The 18,257-nt window shown below is 36.9% G+C and carries 18 protein-coding genes, 1 tRNA gene and 1 pseudogene; 13 read left to right on the forward strand and 7 right to left on the reverse strand.

What is annotated here, in order from left to right; all coding sequences use genetic code 11:
* Positions 1 to 114 precede the first annotated feature (114 nt).
* From CVT15_RS02630 to aspS, 6 genes are all read right to left on the reverse strand, one after another.
* The gene (locus CVT15_RS02630; RefSeq protein ID WP_103577105.1) at positions 115 to 1,359 is read right to left on the reverse strand and encodes a tyrosine-type recombinase/integrase; all 1,245 of its coding nucleotides are present in this window, start codon (positions 1,357 to 1,359) and stop codon (positions 115 to 117) included.
* Between the two features lie 183 nt (positions 1,360 to 1,542).
* Positions 1,543 to 1,619, reverse strand: a tRNA-Ile gene (locus tag CVT15_RS02635).
* Positions 1,620 to 1,741: 122 nt separating this feature from the next.
* Complete coding sequence (gene ppa / locus CVT15_RS02640) at positions 1,742 to 2,260, reverse strand: inorganic diphosphatase (protein WP_103577106.1); 519 nt, start codon at positions 2,258 to 2,260, stop codon at positions 1,742 to 1,744.
* Between the two features lie 430 nt (positions 2,261 to 2,690).
* Complete coding sequence (locus tag CVT15_RS09940) at positions 2,691 to 2,840, reverse strand: NirD/YgiW/YdeI family stress tolerance protein (protein WP_230853967.1); 150 nt, start codon at positions 2,838 to 2,840, stop codon at positions 2,691 to 2,693.
* A 265-nt stretch (positions 2,841 to 3,105) separates the two neighbouring features.
* Positions 3,106 to 3,672, reverse strand: a complete 567-nt coding sequence (locus CVT15_RS02650) for an adenylate kinase (RefSeq protein WP_103577107.1) — start codon at positions 3,670 to 3,672, stop codon at positions 3,106 to 3,108.
* 186 nt (positions 3,673 to 3,858) lie between these two features.
* On the reverse strand, positions 3,859 to 5,616 hold the full coding sequence (gene aspS, locus CVT15_RS02655; RefSeq protein ID WP_107897999.1) for an aspartate--tRNA ligase: 1,758 nt from the start codon (positions 5,614 to 5,616) through the stop codon (positions 3,859 to 3,861).
* A gap of 92 nt (positions 5,617 to 5,708) precedes the next feature.
* On the opposite strand from aspS, the gene CVT15_RS02660 reads away from it, so the two are divergent.
* The 13 genes and pseudogenes from CVT15_RS02660 to mrdA all read left to right on the forward strand — a co-directional run bounded on the left by CVT15_RS02660 (position 5,709) and on the right by mrdA (position 17,326).
* Positions 5,709 to 6,584, forward strand: a complete 876-nt coding sequence (locus CVT15_RS02660; protein ID WP_103577109.1) for an NAD(+) kinase — start codon at positions 5,709 to 5,711, stop codon at positions 6,582 to 6,584.
* On the forward strand, positions 6,577 to 8,097 hold the full coding sequence (locus CVT15_RS02665; protein ID WP_180998542.1) for an AAA family ATPase: 1,521 nt from the start codon (positions 6,577 to 6,579) through the stop codon (positions 8,095 to 8,097). Before CVT15_RS02660 ends, CVT15_RS02665 begins: the two co-directional genes overlap by 8 nt.
* A gap of 88 nt (positions 8,098 to 8,185) precedes the next feature.
* On the forward strand, positions 8,186 to 9,442 hold the full coding sequence (locus tag CVT15_RS02670) for a GGDEF domain-containing response regulator (RefSeq protein ID WP_103577110.1): 1,257 nt from the start codon (positions 8,186 to 8,188) through the stop codon (positions 9,440 to 9,442).
* Complete coding sequence (locus CVT15_RS02675; protein ID WP_087585603.1) at positions 9,439 to 10,224, forward strand: TatD family hydrolase; 786 nt, start codon at positions 9,439 to 9,441, stop codon at positions 10,222 to 10,224. Before CVT15_RS02670 ends, CVT15_RS02675 begins: the two co-directional genes overlap by 4 nt.
* A 64-nt stretch (positions 10,225 to 10,288) precedes the next feature.
* Complete coding sequence (locus tag CVT15_RS02680) at positions 10,289 to 11,500, forward strand: lytic transglycosylase domain-containing protein (protein WP_087585604.1); 1,212 nt, start codon at positions 10,289 to 10,291, stop codon at positions 11,498 to 11,500.
* A 127-nt stretch (positions 11,501 to 11,627) separates the two neighbouring features.
* Positions 11,628 to 12,344, forward strand: a pseudogene (locus tag CVT15_RS02685) (septal ring lytic transglycosylase RlpA family protein); the annotation flags it as partial.
* A gap of 15 nt (positions 12,345 to 12,359) precedes the next feature.
* On the forward strand, positions 12,360 to 12,935 hold the full coding sequence (gene hisB, locus CVT15_RS02690) for an imidazoleglycerol-phosphate dehydratase HisB (RefSeq protein ID WP_072594985.1): 576 nt from the start codon (positions 12,360 to 12,362) through the stop codon (positions 12,933 to 12,935).
* Complete coding sequence (locus CVT15_RS02695; protein ID WP_103577112.1) at positions 12,932 to 13,420, forward strand: KdsC family phosphatase; 489 nt, start codon at positions 12,932 to 12,934, stop codon at positions 13,418 to 13,420. Before hisB ends, CVT15_RS02695 begins: the two co-directional genes overlap by 4 nt.
* Positions 13,399 to 13,938 carry an LPS export ABC transporter periplasmic protein LptC gene (locus tag CVT15_RS02700; RefSeq protein WP_230853968.1) on the forward strand — a complete coding sequence of 180 codons (540 nt, stop codon included), beginning with the start codon at positions 13,399 to 13,401 and terminating at the stop codon, positions 13,936 to 13,938. The genes CVT15_RS02695 and CVT15_RS02700 overlap by 22 nt, the downstream gene beginning before the upstream one ends.
* Positions 13,911 to 14,387, forward strand: a complete 477-nt coding sequence (lptA, locus tag CVT15_RS02705) for a lipopolysaccharide transport periplasmic protein LptA (protein WP_087585607.1) — start codon at positions 13,911 to 13,913, stop codon at positions 14,385 to 14,387. The genes CVT15_RS02700 and lptA overlap by 28 nt, the downstream gene beginning before the upstream one ends.
* Positions 14,384 to 14,998 (forward strand): ribosome biogenesis GTP-binding protein YihA/YsxC, encoded by a 615-nt coding sequence (gene yihA, locus CVT15_RS02710; protein ID WP_103577113.1) that lies wholly within the window; start codon positions 14,384 to 14,386, stop codon positions 14,996 to 14,998. Before lptA ends, yihA begins: the two co-directional genes overlap by 4 nt.
* A 1-nt stretch (position 14,999) precedes the next feature.
* A complete protein-coding gene (locus CVT15_RS02715; RefSeq protein WP_084109265.1) occupies positions 15,000 to 15,491 on the forward strand; it encodes a hypothetical protein in 492 nt (163 codons plus the stop codon).
* Positions 15,488 to 17,326 carry a penicillin-binding protein 2 gene (gene mrdA / locus CVT15_RS02720; RefSeq protein WP_054196312.1) on the forward strand — a complete coding sequence of 613 codons (1,839 nt, stop codon included), beginning with the start codon at positions 15,488 to 15,490 and terminating at the stop codon, positions 17,324 to 17,326. The genes CVT15_RS02715 and mrdA overlap by 4 nt, the downstream gene beginning before the upstream one ends.
* Before the next feature lie 197 nt (positions 17,327 to 17,523).
* Here the strand turns inward: mrdA and queC are convergent, their stop codons facing one another.
* Complete coding sequence (gene queC / locus CVT15_RS02725; protein ID WP_258033307.1) at positions 17,524 to 18,237, reverse strand: 7-cyano-7-deazaguanine synthase QueC; 714 nt, start codon at positions 18,235 to 18,237, stop codon at positions 17,524 to 17,526.
* Positions 18,238 to 18,257: the final 20 nt, after the last annotated feature.

Raw genomic sequence — 18,257 nt, forward strand, 5'->3', positions numbered from 1 at the left:
AATTTTGGTCTTTTTTTATAAAAAGACACTATTTGCCTTTCCTTTATACTTTCGTAAGTTTTAATTTTAGAGTAGAAAATAATCCTAATGATACCTTTTTAAAATAAACTACAATTAAATAAAATCAACTATATTGCATAAATAATTGGCATACCACTGCATTAAAGCCCTATTTTGCTCTATTGTAGCCATTTGTCTTTCGTATGCGAATTTTACGTTGTTACGCTCTTTGTGAGCTAGTGCGTTTTCTACTGCTTTTTCGCCTATACCAAGTGATAAAAGTTCGGCTTCGTTTATAGAACAAATCGTCTTAAATGTCGCTCTAAAACCGTGAGCCGTTGCTTTGTTTGAGTATTTGCCATTACCGCCTAGATTTCGTATCGCCTTGCCCATGCTGTCCCTATGCAAATGTCCGTCTTGGCTAAATGTTGGGAATATAAATTTGCTCTCTATGGGACAATAAAGCTTTTGTTCTTTTAAGATTCTTATGGCTTGTGTTGGTAGTGCGATTTGGTGTGAAAAGCCCATTTTCATCTCGTTTGCAGGTATGCTCCAAATACCGTTTTCTAGGTCTATATGCTCCCATTTGGCACTGACTGTATTCATAGGGCGATTTACACATAGTATGTGTAGTTTTAAAGCTCTTTTGGTTTGTAAATCCATCTTATTATCATCTCTTAGGTCGGTCAAAAACTCCTTTAGCTCTACTTCGTTCGTTAATGCCTGATACCTTGTGTCTATGCCATTTTTAGTATTAAAACTGCTTGACGTTGGGAACTGCTTATGCAGTGCTTTTCTAGGGTTGTAGTCGATGTAGCGATCGTAGTTGGCTAGATCAAAAATTTCACCTATATAGTTTATTAGACGGTGTATTGTCTCTAGGTGCGATTTTTGGGGATTATGTGGGTTAAAAAGTGGTTCTAGAACTTCTAAAATATCGCTAAATTTTATCTTTGCTATATCGATGTTAGCAAACCTTGGCAGGATGTACTTTTGCATTTGGCTTTCAATTTTTATAGTGTATGAGGGTGCTAATTTTAGCTTCTTTGTCCTGATGTAGCGACTATATAATACGCCGAAGTTATACTTGTTTTGCTTAAGTTCAGGGTTGTCTTTAAGCCACTTTACCTTTTTAAAGGCATCTTCTCTTGCTTGTTCTATGCCGTATTTGCCCTGTTCGAACCTTTCAAGTTTATGTGCTTTTTGATTAAAAAGAACAAAAAATGTCTTTATACTGCTTGGATTTACCATAATATAAAGCTCTTTTGGGTTACCTACGGCTTTTCGGTATTGCTTCTCTTTTGGCTCTAGCTCTCTTATAATTTTATCAGTTAGGTTTGCCTTTGACACATTAGCCATTTTTTGCTCCATTTTTAAAAACCGCACTAATTTTTTATAACCACATTATTTAACCGCACGGATTTAATGGATTATATCAGATTTTAAAAAAAATTGTAGAGCATTGAAATTGTATCAAAAGACCATATATCAAGACTTTGTAGAGTTTTTGATTTCTATTTGGAGAGTATGAAAAATAAAAAGTGGTGGGTTCACCAGGACTCGAACCTGGGACCATCCGGTTATGAGCCGGATGCTCTAACCAACTGAGCTATGAACCCACAGTTGAAAGAAAATCGTATTATACAAGAAAAAGCTTATCTAAATATAAAAATGATCTTTTTTATGTGGCTCATAAAACAAATAAATTTAAAAGAAAAAGCCCTAACATAGAGCTTGTAAGTTATTTATAATTTTTTATCGCAGCGTCTAAAATCTCTTTTGCAGCATTTGCGTCTTTAAATTCTTTGACTTTAACCCATTTGTTTGGCTCAAGAATTTTATAAGTTTCAAAGAAATTTTTGATCTTATTTAGTGTCGCAGTTGGCAAGTCTTCGTAGCTTTTTATCGCCTCATATCTTGGATCGATCTTTGTAATTGGCACAGCTAAAAGCTTCTCGTCCATACCTGCTTCATCCTCCATCACCAAAACGCCTATCAAGCGGCAAGGGATGACGCTACCAGCTTGGAGCGGATACTCATTTAGCACCAAAATATCAGCTGGATCGCCGTCGGCTGCAAGTGTGTTTGGCACAAAGCCGTAGTTTGCTGGGTAGAACATCGCTGAGTAAAGCACGCGATCAACTACGACTGCACCGCTATCTTTGTCGATCTCGTATTTGATATTTGAGCCATAAGGTATTTCAATTACGGCATTGATTTTGTCTGGGTTTGAGCCAGATTTTATCTTTGAAACGTCCATTTTAATCCTTTGTAAAGCTCCTATCTCGCCAAAAAGTTTTGAGATAATTGCCTAGAAATTTAAGTAAGGGATTATATAAAATCTCGGCTAAATTTGGAGTAAAACGAGAACTTTTGTAAGCTAAATTTTGACTGGCTTATGGCAATAAATTTACTTTATTAAAATTTGGCAGCGATATTTATCGACTGTAAAAATTTAAAGGTGGTATTCGCGTAGTGGTGCTGTTTTTAGATTTTAACCGACTTTAACGAACGACGGATTTTGGTTGCGCGGGAAAAATTAGAATTTTGCTAGTTAAATTTACGTTTTGGAGGATTAAATTTAGAGCGGTAAATTTAAGATAAATTCGGGCGGCGAACCGCCCTAAAACTATTTGATTATTTCGATAGTTTTTATATCGACAGAGGTTTTAAGAAGGTCTTTATCGATCTTACCGAAGATGCGCACCAGGCGTAGTTTCATTGACGCTTATGCCTCTCCAGTCCTCGTTGTTGATCTCGACTTCGATAGCGTCACCATTTTTATCGACGAACTGATAGTGGTCAGGACGAAACTCGGCAACGATCTTGCCCTCAAGCACGACGCGAGCGTCATCGGGTAGCTCTAGGGCTTGTTTTACGGTACTTGCACTTCATGGTGCCTTTGCCGACGAAGCCGCCTGCAGCAAACATAGCGCTTGCAAGAGCTGCTGATAAAAATATTTTTTTAAGCATTGTGTGTCCTTTAAATTTGATGTGATTCTCGAGAATTGTTGAGCGGATTATAATGATATTTTGTAATTTTTTATCAATTTTGACTTATGGGAAGCTTAAATTTAGAGCCTAGCTTGAGGCTCTAAATAATGTTTATAGGCTATTTATGAGAGCTTTGATATCAGCTACGATCTCGTCTATACCGCGTTCACCGTTTACTACATAAAGTAGTTCTTTTTTGCTGTAAAATTCACGGATAGGCACGATCGGATCAAGATATACTTTCATGCGGTTATTAAACACTTCGTTGTTGTCATCAGCGCCTCTTGCACGGCCGAGTACTCTTGCTCTTGCTACATCTTCACTAACGTCTACTTCGATGACGCCTTTAAGAGAAATTTCTTTTTGCTCACTTAATACCTTGTCAAGCTCTGTCATTTGCTCAACGCTTCTTGGATATCCGTCTATTATGATGTTTGATTTTTCTGAGCCTTTAATGGCTGATACGATCGCATTTACGACAACATCAAGCGGAACCAAATTTCCTTTTGAGATAAAGCCATCTATAAGTTTGCCAAGCTCGCTACCGCTAGCAACCTCAGCTCTTAAAAGATCGCCAGTTGAAAAGTGTGCAAATTTCTCATCTTGTTGTGAGATGATCGATGCATCTGTTGTTTTGCCGGAGCCTGGAGCGCCGATGATTAAAAATAAATTTTTCATTCTTTCCCTTTTTATATTTTTTGAGCGCCTTTGAATGAGTTTGAAAATTTCACCCTGCAGCAGACTATATGTCTAACTTTGGGATGAAATTTTCTGTACAACATCCAAAATCATCTCAAAAATTTAATCTTTAAATAAAATAACTCAAATTTAGACATCTAAAAGTCTAAATTTATTGCAAAAATTTTAATTTTTTTGCTCTTTTTCTCTTATCCTTAGTCCTAGCTCCCTAAGCTGTTCGTTGCTAGCGTGGCTTGGTGCCTTTGTTAGTGGGCACTGAGCACGTTGTGTTTTAGGAAAGGCTATAACATCGCGGATCGAGCTTGCTTTATTTACGAGCATATTTAGCCTATCAAAGCCGATCGCGATACCACCATGTGGAGGCGCACCAAATGTCAATGCATCAAGCAAGAAGCCAAATTTCTCACGCTGCTCCTCTTCATCTATGCCAAGAAGCTTAAAGACTTTTTGTTGGATATCGTTTTTATGAATTCTTATACTTCCGCCGCCAAGCTCAAAGCCGTTTAGTACGACGTCGTGAGCGATAGAGAGGATATCCTCAAGATCAGGCTCGTCTATATTTTTTGGCATAGTAAATGGATGGTGCATCGCAGAGTAACTGCCATCGTCGTTTTGCTCAAACATTGGGAAGTCAAGCACCCATAAAAACTCAAGCTTGTCTTGATCGATGATACCCATTTGTTCAGCTAGGAAAATTCTAAATCTTCCCATATAATCAAGCACGATTTTTTTCTTGCCAGCGCCAAAGAATACGACGTCACCAACTTTTAGCTCACATCTTGAGACTATCTCATCAAGATCGCTTTGCTCAAAAAATTTACAAAGTGGTCCTTTTAGTCCTTCTTCTTTCATTTGGAAGTAGCCAAGACCTTGCGCACCAAATTTACGTACAAATTCCTCAAATCTATTCATCTCGCGCTTACTAAAGATGTTGTCGCCATTTGGCACTTTTAGCGCTTTGATACGGTTTTTCTTCTTATCTTTTGCGATAGAGCTAAAAATTTCATTGCTTGAGCGCTCGAAAATATCGATCACATCGACCATTTTGAGGTCATATCTAAGGTCTGGCTTGTCTGAGCCGTAAGTCTCGGTAGCCTCTTTGTAGCTCATGCGTCTAAATGGCGTTTTGATGTCGTATCCGCAGGCTTTAAAGATATCTTTTAGCATCGTCTCGGCCATATTTATGATATCTTTTTGTTCTACAAAGCTCATTTCGATGTCTATTTGAGTAAATTCTGGTTGTCGATCAGCCCTTAAGTCTTCGTCGCGGAAGCATTTTGCTATCTGGAAATATTTATCAAAGCCAGAACACATCAAAAGCTGTTTAAATAGCTGTGGGCTTTGTGGGAGCGCGTAAAACTGACCCGGATATACACGGCTTGGCACTAGATAGTCTCTCGCTCCTTCTGGAGTTGCGCGTGTTAAAACCGGAGTTTCAAACTCGATAAAGCCCATTTTATCTAGGCTGTTTCTAGCCGCTATCGCTGCACGAGAACGCATTTTAAAGATATTTTGCAAGCGTTCGCTTCTAAGGTCTAAAAAGCGGTATTTTAGCCTGATGTCCTCGTTTACGCTCTCATCACCTATCATAAATGGCAATGCCTCGCTTGGATTTTCGATGATTAGCTCACTTACTATTACTTCTATCTCGCCAGTTTTTAGCTTTGGATTGGTTAGCCCTTCGCCTCTAGCCCTTACTTTTCCTTTTGCTTTTAAGACATATTCATCTCTTACTTTTGCAGCCACGTCGTGTGCTTCTTTGCTGTCAGCAGGGTCACAGACTAACTGTATAAGCCCACTAACATCTCTTAAGTCGATGAAAACAACGCCACCGTGGTCTCTATACGTGTTTGCCCAGCCACAAAGTATTACTTCTTTGCCGATATCAGCTTTACTAAGATCGGTGCAATAATGACTTCGCATAAAATGCTCCTTTGCAATGTTTTTTAGGCAATTATAGTCGCTTTTTTCTTTTGAAAAGCTTTGTTAAAATAAAATATGTTACAATCATTTCTATGAAAAATGAACAAAAATTTAATACCACAAACGCCAAAAAAGTGGGACTTATTGCCAAAGATTATCCATTGTTTAGGCAAGATTTAAAAAAGCTAGAAAAAATTTTATCAAAGTATAACGCAGAAATTTTGCTTGAAAAAAATTGTGCCAAGCGTATAGAAAAAGATGGTTTTGAGCTTATAAAATTAGCTAAAGAGTGTGAATTTTTGATCACACTTGGCGGTGATGGCACTATAATCTCGACTTGTAGAAAACTAGCTCATATCTCGCCACTTGTCCTTGGCATACACGCTGGTAAGCTAGGCTTTTTGACGGATATCACGATAAATGAGAGTGAGAAATTTTTTAAAGACTTTTTTGATAATAAATTTGAGGTAGAAACGCCTTTTATGCTTGATGTGACGCTTCACAAAAATGATGGCAAAACTGAGCAAAAGATAGCATTTAACGACGCAGTCATCGTTAGTAAAAATGGCGGCTCGATGACGCATATCGAGGCGTTTTTAAATGAAAAATACTTTAACTCATATTATGGTGACGGCGTTATAGTAGCGACACCTGCTGGAACAACGGCATATAACATGAGCGCAAATGGCCCTATTATCTATCCATTAAGCGAAGTTTTTACAGTAACTCCCATCTGCTCGCACTCACTTACACAGCGCCCAGTTGTACTTACAAAAAATCACACGGTTAAATTTAGAACAAATAGCGACGCCATTTTAGTAATAGACGGACAAGATAGATTTGATATGAGTAAAATTTCAGCCGTTAGCATGAGCCTTAGCAACAAAAAAGCGAGGCTGATACGCCACATCGGCAGGGATTATTTTCAAATTTTAAAAGAGAAACTTCACTGGGGTTATAATGATTGATCGAATTTTGATTAAAGATTATCTAAATTTTAAAAATGTCGAGCTAAATTTCAAAGAGGGTCTTAGCGTATTTACGGGCGTTAGCGGCGCTGGTAAGTCGGTGCTAATGAGCGCGATAATGGCTGTTTTTGGGCTAAAAGATAGCGAGGCAAGGCTAATAGAAGCTGATGTGGAGCATAAATTTGAGCTTGATGAGTTTGGCATAGAAAACGAAGAGGTTAATATTTTTAAGCTTTTAAAAGATAAGAGCACGAGATATTTTATAAATCAGCAAGCCATTTCAAAGAAAAATTTAGCCCAAGTGGCGCGCGAGCATATCAAATATCTCTCGGCAAAAGAGGCAAACGAGTTTGAAAATGAGAAATTTCTAAATTTGCTTGATAGGCTAGAAATTTCGAAAAATGAGAAATTTAAAGAAACAAAGCAGGAATTTGAAGAGGTCTTTTTGGAATTTTCTAAAATTTCAAAAGAGCTAGCCACTATAAAAGAGGAAGAGAAAAAGGTCGAGGAGCTAAAGGAGCTTGCTAGCTTTGAGATCGAGAAGATAAAAAGTGTAGGGCCTAAAAAAGGTGAGTTTGAAGAGCTTATGGAAACTAAAAAGAGGCTTAGTAAAAAGGATAAGATAAATGAGGCGTGGGCTAGAGCTGATCGGATATTTGAGCTAGAGCATAGCGTAAATGAGGCACTAAATATCAGCGACCTTGATAGCGGCTTTTTTGAAGATGCGATGAACGAGCTAAGGGTCGCAAGAGATAGCCTAAATATGGAGGAGCTTGACGATGTCGACGTGGAGAGCGTGCTTGATAGGATAGAAGCGCTAAATGCCATCATCAGGCGCTATGGCAGCGAGGAGGAGGCGTTAGAAGCGCTTTCTAAAAAAGAAAAAGAGCTTGCCAGATATGAAAATTTAAGCTTTGAAAAGAGCGAGCTAGAGAAGAAATTTGAAATTTTAAGCAAAAAGGCAAATGAGCTAGCCAGTGCTTTAAGCAAGGCAAGGAGCGTAAATTTAAAAGAGCTTGAGGCGATGATAAATTTATACCTAAAAGAGCTTTATATGCCAGATATTACGCTGAGTATTGAGGCTAAAAAGCTTGATATCTTGGGGCTTGATGAGGTTTATCTAAATTTAAATGAGACCTCACTTAAAAATTTAAGCTCAGGCGAGCTAAACCGCCTAAGGCTGGCCTTCATAGCTGCCTCTAGCGAGATCACAAAAACTGGTGGTGATGTCATTATTTTAGATGAAATAGATGCAAATTTAAGTGGAAAAGAGGCGATGAGTATCGCAAATGTCTTGCTTAAGCTCGCAAATTTTTATCAAATTTTTGCCATTTCACATCAGCCACAGCTTAGCTCAAAGGCAAATTCACACTTTTTGGTAGAGCGTCACGGAGAAAACTCGGTCGTAAGAGAGCTCGATAAAGAGGAGCGTGTAAACGAGCTTGCGCGTATGATAAGCGGCGAACATATAAGCGAAGAAGCAATAAATTTTGCTAAAGGGCTTTTAAAGTAGCTTAATTTAAATTATTAATTTAAGCTTTGTAAATAAATTTATTTGATAAAATCGCCACTAATTTGATAAAAATTTTTGTAGGAATAATATGGAAAGAATCCTTGTAGTTGATGATAATAAGGCGTTAGCAAAGCTGATTGTTATGCAAATGGAAAAGACTATTGATGAGATGGCAATTGATGTCGCATATAGTTTTGCCGAGGCTAAGACATTAATTAGCGAGCATGACAAAGATTATTTTATGACTATTTTGGATTTAAATTTACCAGATGCTCCAAATGGAGAGATCGTTGATTATGCGCTTTCCAAAGGACTTTCGGCTATCGTTTTAACAGGTAGCATTGACGATGAAACAAGGCAAAATTTTATAAATAAAGATATTGTGGATTATGTTTATAAAGGGAATATGGACGATATCAACTATATCTTTCAAATGATAAATAGACTGAGCAAAAATAGACAATACAATGTTTTGGTTGTTGAAGACTCGCTTCCTTTTAGAAATATGATAAAAAAGATATTAACCAGCCTTCAGTTTAAAGTCTTGGCCGCAGCTCACGGCGAAGAGGCGATGAATTATTTTGCGGATAATCCTGATATAAATCTTATAATAACTGATTATAGAATGCCAGTAAAAGATGGCCTTGAAGTTTTAAAAGAGGTCAGAAAAGAAAAAGATAAAAATAGTCTTGGCGTAATTGTTATGACATCGCCTAGCGAAAAGACTGACGCATCAATATTTTTAAAAAATGGTGCGAGCGATTTTATAGCAAAGCCATTTTCAAAAGAAGAGCTAATATGCCGCGTTAATAATACGATCGAAGCTATGGAAAATATAAACAAAATAGCAAATTTTGCAAATCGCGACTTCTTAACCGGAGTTTATAATAGAAGATTTTTTTATTCTGACGTAGAAGAGTATGTTCAAGTAGCTGAAGAGGCTAATGAGCCTTACGCTTTTGCAATGATTGATGTTGATTATTTTAAGAAGATAAATGATAAATATGGCCATGATGGCGGAGATAAGGTACTAAAATCAATCGCAAAAATTTTAAATGACAATACAAAAGGAAGCGATATCGTTGCTAGATTTGGCGGTGAAGAATTTTGCGTTGTCCTTAAAAAGATAAATAAAGAAGAAGCTGTTAAATTTTTTGTAAATTTACGAGCCAAAGTGGCTGAAAATGAAGTAACTATAAAAAAGGAAAAAGTAAAAGTTACTATATCAATAGGTGTATCTTTTGGCAATGGGCATTGCGAGATAGACGATATGCTTGAGGCTTGCGATTCAGCACTTTACACCGCAAAAGAAAATGGTAGAAATAGAGTAGAAATAGCTTTATGATTATAGATACGCATTGTCATTTAGATAGTAAAGTTTATGATCCTGACCTTGATAAAATTTTAGATGAAGCTAGAAATTTAGGGCTAAAAGGCTTTATTATCCCGGGAGCTGATATCAATGATTTACCAAAAGCGGCTAAAATAGCGCATGAAAATTCTGACATTTTCTTTGCTGCTGGAGTTCATCCATATGATAAAGAGAGTTTTAGTATTGAAATTTTAAGAAATTTTGCTAAAGATGAAAAGTGTGTGGCGATTGGTGAATGTGGTCTAGACTACTTTCGCTTACCAAAAGATGAAAATGAAAAGATAAAAGAAAAAGAGGATCAAAAACGTATTTTTTTAGCTCAACTTGATTTAGCTGTTGAGTTAAAAAAACCCGTTATTCTTCACATTAGGGAGGCTAATGAGGACTCTTTTAATATCTTAAAAGAGTATGCACCAAAGCTTGAAGCTGGAGCGATTTTGCACTGTTATAATGCTTCGCCACTTCTTTTAGAGCTTTGTAAATTTGGGAATTTTTACTTTGGCATAGGCGGTGTTTTAACATTTAAAAATGCTAAAAATTTAGTCGAAATTTTGCCAAAAATCCCATTTGACAGGATAGTTATTGAAACTGACGCTCCTTATCTCACGCCAGAACCAAATCGTGGTAAGAGAAATGAGCCGGCGTTTACGACATTTGTTGCTAAAAAGATAGCTGAAATTTTAAACCTTGAGTTTGAAGTTGTTTGTGAAAAAACTTCGAATAATGCCAAAAGGTTGTTTAAGTGCTTTGCTTAAATTTTGAGCGTTGCACTTGTTTAAGATGCTAGCATCTTAAGTTTTGACACGAAAAAGGATAGAAATGAAAGCAATGCTTAAAATATTTTTAATATTTGCATGTAGTACCTTGCTACTGGCAAATACGCCTGAAAAGAGCTCATACGATACTCAGGTAAAAATTTTAAAAGAGCTGGATATTGACGCTAGCTTTATGAAGACTTCTCACTATGCAAAGATGAGGCAAGGTATCAAACAATCACAACTTGAAACATTTACAGAAGCTCTAAAAAATGGTTATATGTATATACCGATGGTAAAAGAGCAGATCAAAAAATCAGGCGTACCTGAGTCATTCTTTTATCTAGCTATGATAGAATCAGGCTTTTCAAATCACACAGTCTCAAACGCAAAAGCTACTGGCATGTGGCAGTTTATGGAGCAAACGGCTAGACTGCATGGTCTAAAGGTAGGACAGTATGTCGATGAGAGAAAAGATCCAGTAGAGTCTACTGTTGCAGCTACAAATTATCTAAGATCACTGAAAAATCAATTTGGTAAGTGGTATCTAGCAGCTATGGCTTATAACTGCGGCGATGGTGCGTTAAAAAGAGCTATACAAAAAGCTGGCACAGATGATCTTGTAACACTTCTTGATGCGGAGAAAAAATACCTTCCAGCCGAAACTAGAAATTTTGTTATTAAAATTTTAAGAGCAGCGTATACCGCAAAAGACGCGGACTTCTTGATGTCTAAAGATTCATCTTTGTTAAACATAAACGGAGGACTAAAGCTTGTAAAAGTAAAAGTACCTGGCGGTACAAATTTAGCTCAAATAGGCGATAGTATCGGCCTTAGTACAAAAAAGATGAAAAATAACAACCCGCATTTAAAATTTGTATTTACTCCACCAACTCTAAAAGATTATTATGTTTATATCCCTGAAAATAAAAAGCAGCTTTTTGCAGAAAATTTCAAGCCATTTAACGGTAAAAATAATTTTTATACCTACGTTGTAAAAAAAGGCGAAACATTACTTTCTATCTCTAAAAAAACAGGTGTTAGTCATAGAGCGATCAAGGACTACAACGAGCTTAGCACAAATGCCGTAAGCTATAATCAAAAACTAATTATTCCATTTTCTGCCCAAAATAAATCTCAAAACTATATAGTTCAAACTGGTGATACGATAGCTTCTTTATCTAAAAAATTTAATGTAAGCGAAAAAGATTTAAAAGATGCAAATTCTTTTGCTAGTTCAAATTTAAATGTTGGAGCAAATATTGTCATACCATAAGAGCCTAAAATTTTATATAGGGCTAAGTTTTACTCTTCTAGTTACTGGTTGCTCTTGGAACGGGGCACCATTTACACCAAGTGGCCCAACTAATGTAAAGGGCAACAATTCAGCTTCTATCCAAAAAGCAACAATGAGACCTTACACTATAAATGGCAAAACATACTACCCAACCGTTGTAAGCGTGGGTGATAAGGCAAGTGGTACGGCAAGCTGGTATGGTCCAAATTTTCATGGCAAAACAACCTCAAACGGCGAAATTTATAATATGTACAACATGACTGCAGCACACAAAACTTTGCCGATGAATACGATCCTTAAAGTAACAAATTTAAGAAATCAAAAAAGCGTCATTGTTCGTGTAAATGATCGCGGACCTTTTGTGGCTGATAGAGTTTTAGACCTTTCAAAGGCGGCTGCAACTAAACTTGATATTATCGGTACAGGCACGGCTCCGGTCAGTATGGAAGTCATAGGCTTTAATGAAGATATTAATGCTGTTGCAAGCATTAATACTCAAGTAAAACCAACAAGCACTGGCATAAAAGTGCCAAATCCAGTCTCTCCGACAGCTCCAACTGGAGGCATTATTATTTCGTCAGAGCAACGAGTCGTAGGTGGAGATTTTATGGTGCAAATTGGCTCATTTAAAAACCTTGAGGGCGCAAACAGATATCAAAGAGAACATCAAAGCATAGATGGCTATAAGTCGGTAGTTAAGACATTTACTATAGATGGATCTACCATTTATAGAGTATTTTTAAATGGCTTTAGAAGTGAGGACGAGGCCAGGGATTATGCAAGAAGCGGTAAATTCCAAGGTGCATTTATAGTAAGAGGCTAGGGCGTGAGAGAAGAAATTTTAGAATTAACTAGAAATACAAAAGAGACACAAATCTCAATGAAACTTAAAATTTATGGCTCTGGTGTTGCAAAGATAGATACTGGCATTGGTTTTTTTGACCATATGCTTGAAGCTTTTACAAAGCATTCTTTGCTTGATCTTGAAATTTCATGCAAGGGCGACACGCATGTGGATTTTCACCACAGCGTTGAGGATGTTGGCATAGTTTTGGGTCAGCTTTTAAAAGAGGCCTTGTACCCTTTAAGTGGCGTTGAGAGATTTGGTGAGGCAAGCGTTGTTATGGATGAGGCGGCTGTTTTTTGTGCGTTAGATCTTAGCAACAGAGCCTACCTCGTATATGAAAATTTTAATGAAAATGCCAAAGTAGGGGAGTTTGACACTGAGCTTGTGGAAGAGTTTTTTAGGGCAGTTGCTATAAATTCTGGTATCACGCTTCATCTAAATCAAATTCGTGGTAAAAACACTCACCACATCATCGAAGCAACGTTTAAATCATTCGCCGTCGCACTTCGTAGAGCGCTTGCTAAAAACGCAAGAATAGGCACGCCAAGCACAAAGGGTGTTTTATGATAGAGATTATATTTTTAGATGTTGATGGCTGCCTGACTGATGGCAAGATCATCTACAATGCAAACGGCGAAGAGCTTAAATTTTTTGATGTAAAAGATGGCTATGCGATAGAAAGCTGGCTAAAGCTTGGTAAAAAAGTAGCTATCATCACTGGCAGAAAGTCAGCCATCGTTGAGCGAAGGGCTGAAGATCTAAAGATAAATCACGTCTATCAAGGTGTTGGTGATAAATTTGAAGTGGCGAGCGAGATATTAAAATTTGAAGGGCTTAGCTTTAAAAACGCAGCAGCTATCGGCGATGACTACAATGACCATAAAATTTTAGACGCTGTTGCTTGGAGTTTTAAGCCAAAAGACGCGATAAAAGAGCTTGATGTAAAGACAAAACTAAAGCACAAAGGTGGCAATGGCGCGGTTAGAGAGATGATCGAGCTTATTATAAAATCAGAAAATTTATATGACGAGTGGTCGAAGCGTTGGTTGTAAAAATTTTCTACTTCGTCGTGGCTATTTTTAGTGTCGTGATGATATTTTTGGCAGCTCAAGATCCATACCTTGCAAATGTTTTAAAGATCGACACAAAGATATCAAATATGCAAATAAATGATGTGATAGATTATGAGATAAATTCCACAAAAATAAGCGGAGTCTACGAGGCTGATGAGCTAAATAGATACAATGATAAAGATGAATTTTTGAGTTTTAAAGCAAAAATTTTAAGAGGAAATTTAAAACATTTTCTAAGCTCAGACAAAGCAATCTCACAAAATGATGAAATCATCTTTCAAAAGAATGCGAACTATGAAAACAACGATAGTTTGAGATTTATAAGTGACGAAGTGATATATGGAACAAAAACAAAAATAGTAAGATCTGAAGCAAATTTCACGCTCATAAGAAATAATGATAAGGCACTGGGTGAGAGTGGAAGCTATGATCTTGGCAAAAAACAAACGCAGGTAAAAGGGTTAAGGGCATGGGTAGAAGAAAATCAGCGATTTTAGCGGTGATATTGGGTTTTACATTTTTAAATGCAGAGCAAGTTGAAATCACATCAAATGATTTTTTTGCAGATGAGAATAAGCAAACTAGTGAATTTATAGGTAATGTAAATATCAAAAAGGGTTCATTTGATGAGCTTAAGGCAGACAAAGTGGTCGTCTATTTTGACAAAAAACGCCAACCTATAAAATATATAGCCACAGGCAATGCTACGGCAAAAATTTTTATGAAAGATAAACACTACGAAGGCAAGGGAAATACACTTACGTATGAGCCAGCAAAGCAGACTTATACGGTTGTTGGAAATGGCTATTTGCACGAGATAGAAACTGATAAAAATGTTTATGGCGAGAAGATCGTTGTAAATCAAAAAGATGGTACATATAGCGTAAACAGCGACGATAAAAAGCCTGTCAAATTTATCTTTCAAATCGAGGATAAAAACAAGTGATAAGAGCACTGGGTGCTAAATTTATTACATCTTGCCCAAGTATAAAAGAGGCTCCAAGTTTTGTGACAAGTGAGATTGTCTTTTTGGGTAGGTCAAATGTTGGTAAAAGTAGCCTTATTAATGCCCTTGTCAATCAAAAAAATCTTGCCAAGAGTTCATCAACTCCAGGTAAAACACAGCTTATAAATTTTTTCGAAGCAGAGTTCTGCGAGCAAAAAGAAGATCAAGATGAAAAAGAGAAATTTAAGCTCATTTTGGTTGATTTGCCAGGCTTTGGCTATGCAAAAGTGGCAAAGTCAAAACATGATGAATGGCGTAAAAATTTAGATGAGTTTTTGAAATTTAGAAGCGATATAAGGCTTTTTATACATCTAATTGATGCTAGACATTTTGATTTAGATATAGACGCAAATGTGGATGCTTATCTAAAAAGCTTTTTAAGGGCTGATCAGAAAATTTTAAATTTATATACAAAAAGCGATAAGCTAAATCAAAGCCAAAAGAGTGCGGTAATGAAATTTGATCCAAGTGGCATCTTGGTCTCAACTCTTAATAAAAGCGGTATCGAAAAGGCTAGAGAAGCTATCATAAATAACGCTCTTGGTAGATAAAATGCAAACCATAAGCAGCTTAGATATTAAAATTTTTAAAGAATTTTGGTGGGCTGTTTTTTTATTCTCGTATGAGATCGCAACTACGCAATTTGGCTTTTTGCCGCCACTCATTGGCATTTTTTTTACTTATATGATTTTGGAGTATTCAAGAAAACAAAAGCAATACGACGAGTTTAAGCATAATTGGTACTTTGCGATAATTTTTATAATATTTGCTGAGCAAATCCATGGATTTCATCTTTTTTCAACGATTATTGCTTTTTTACTTTTTTATAATTTTATTCTAGACTGGCTATATACCACGATGAAGTGGCGAAACTGCCTACTTATCATCTTTGTAGCAGCTGGATACGCTTTAACCTTTCTTGTAAATAATCTATTTGCTTACGTTTTAAATGAGCAAAATTTAGCATTTTCGACTGAATATCTATTTTTTATAGCATTTGAAAGTATCCTTGCTATCGTTCTTTTTAGGGATAAAGTGCTATGAGGATGCGCATCGTCTTTAGTGTAATCGCTCTTTTTTGGATTATACTTTTGGGACGAATTTATCACCTAAGCATCAACTCAAATACTTACTACAACGAGATTGCAGAACAAAATGCGATAAAGACTATTTATATTCCGCCAGTTAGGGGTATTATTTTTGACGCACATGATAAGCCAATGGCTGTTAATCGTCTTGGCTTTTCAGTATCCATTAGACCTCATTTAAGTGCTAATAAAAAGGTAAAAATTTTAGATGATGAGCTAGCTTACATTGGCTCACTATTTAGTGATCTAAATGTCACTAAACTTAAAAATGAATACATAAAAAATGATTCAGCTTATAACCAAGATTTTATAAATGTGGTCGAATTTATTGATTATGATAAATTTTTACCATTTTTTGCATCACTTTCTTTGCGTGAAAATTTAGAGATAAGACCCGCCTCAAAGCGCCACTATCCATATAACGATCTAGCTTCTCACATCATCGGCTACGTTGGTAGGGCAAATCAAAAAGATATGGATAATGATCCTTTGACAAAGCTTACAAATTACATTGGAAGAAGTGGCGTGGAGCGGTTTTATAATCCGATCTTACAAGGAATTCAAGGGTTTAAAAAGATAAAGGTAAATGCCTTAAATGAAGAGATCGAGCAGATAAACTATCAAGCGCCACAAAGTCAAAATATCAAGCTTGCAGTCGATCTTGAGCTTCAGCAGTTTGTGGCTGATGTCTTTGGCAAAGATGCAGGAAGCGTCATAGTCATGAGTCTAAAAGATGGCGCTATCATAGCTGCTGGTAGCTTTCCAGAGTATGATCTAAATCCATTTGTACTTGGAATTTCTCAGCCTGAATGGGAAGAGCTTGTAAAAAACGTCGATCATCCTTTTACAAACAAGCTAATAAACGGCCTTTATCCGCCAGGTTCGGTCGTAAAAATGGGTATGGCGCTTGCGTTTTTGGATAATGGCATGAGTAAATACGATAGCTTTTTTTGTAGTGGCTCGTATGAGCTTGGAGGACGTAAATTTCGCTGCTGGAACTCTCACGGACATGGAAATGTTAATATGAATACGGCAATTAGAGAGAGCTGTGATGATTATTTTTATAAAGGTAGTCAAAAGATAGGGATCGACGCTATTGTGCCGATACTTGAACGTATGGGTTTTGGTAGAAAAACAGAGGTTGATTTGCCAAATGAGTTTGTGGGGACTTTACCAAGTAGAGAGTGGAAGATGAGGAAGTATGGCAAAGCGTGGTTTCAAGGCGAGACCCTCATCACTTCTATCGGCCAGGGAAATTTCTTGGTCACGCCTATGCAAGTGGCAAAATATACAGCGGGCCTTGCAACTGGGCTAAATGTGACTCCACATTTTTTAAAGAGCATTGATGGCAAGGATGTTGATTTTACGCCAACAGATGATGCTTTTACGCCGTTTGAGAAGTCGCAGTTACCAGCCATTAGGCATGCAATGTATGAAGTGGCAAACCACCCAAGAGGAACGGCAAATAGGCATTTTATTGGAAGCCTAGTTAAAGTTGCTGCAAAGACCGGTACTGCCCAGGTCGTTGGAATTTCTCAAACTGAAAAGAAACGTATGAAAGAGGAGGATATGGCGTATTTGCAAAGATCTCATGCATGGATGACCACATATGCGCCTTATGAAGATCCGCAATATGTCATCACAATGGTTATCGAGCATGGTGGCCATGGTGGAAGTGCGGCTGGGCCAAAAATTGCTCAAATTTATAATAAACTCGTTGAAATGGGATATATAAATTTAGAAAAAATCCAAAGCGATCAAAATAAGAAACAAGATAATAAGAAAAAATAAAGATCACTAAAAAGTCGTGGTAGCGATCGCTTACTTAGAAATTTTTACTGTACCCTTGGCTAAATTTATTAACTACTTTTCAATCCTCCTTATTAAATTTTTGGCAAGCTTGATCGAGAATTTATGTTTTTGGTAGCTAGCAAGAGTCTAAGCGTTGATATATCTTTAAATTTGTTAAATACCCTTGTTTTAGAGGCTCATAAGGAAAATTTTTGATTTTTATATGCGATTTTATCAGTGGCGTTTGCCTTTTTAAAGCCATTTAGCCTTAGCCTGCAGCTATCGCAAAGTCCGCATGCCTCGTCATCGCTCTCGTAGCAACTCCAGGTTAACTCTAATGGCGAGCCAAGCTCAAGCGATTTTGCTACGATGTCAGCCTTACTTAAATTTACAAGTGGAGTAATTATCTCACACGAAAAACTAGGCGATGTGCCTAAATTTATAGCCTCGTTTATGCTTTTTATGAAGCTTTCTTTGCAATCAGGATAGCCTGAACTATCTTCTTCTACGACACCGATATAGATAGCTTGTGCATTTTCTTTTTCAGCAAGTGCGGCAGCAACCGAGATAAAAATACCATTTCGAAAAGGCACATAGGTATTTGGCACATCTTTTTCCACTCCATCTTTTCTTATTTGCAAGCTTTCATCAGTTAAAGAATTCCCGCCTATTTGGGCAATAAAACTAACATCTAAACTCATCTTTTTTGTAATGCCTAGTCTTTCGCAAATTTCGTTAAATGCACGTTTTTCACGTTTCATCGTTCTTTGGCCATAGTCAAAATGAAGTGCTACGATATCATATCCAGCCTTTTTTGCCATTACAGCACAAAGCGTACTATCCATACCACCGCTCATTATGCAAACTGCTTTTTTCATATTTTGCCTTTTATTTTTGCTAGAATTATACAAAAAAGTTACTAAGGAGAGAG

The sequence above is a fragment of the Campylobacter concisus genome (assembly GCF_003048595.2).
Classification (GTDB): Bacteria; Campylobacterota; Campylobacteria; order Campylobacterales; family Campylobacteraceae; genus Campylobacter_A; species Campylobacter_A concisus_L.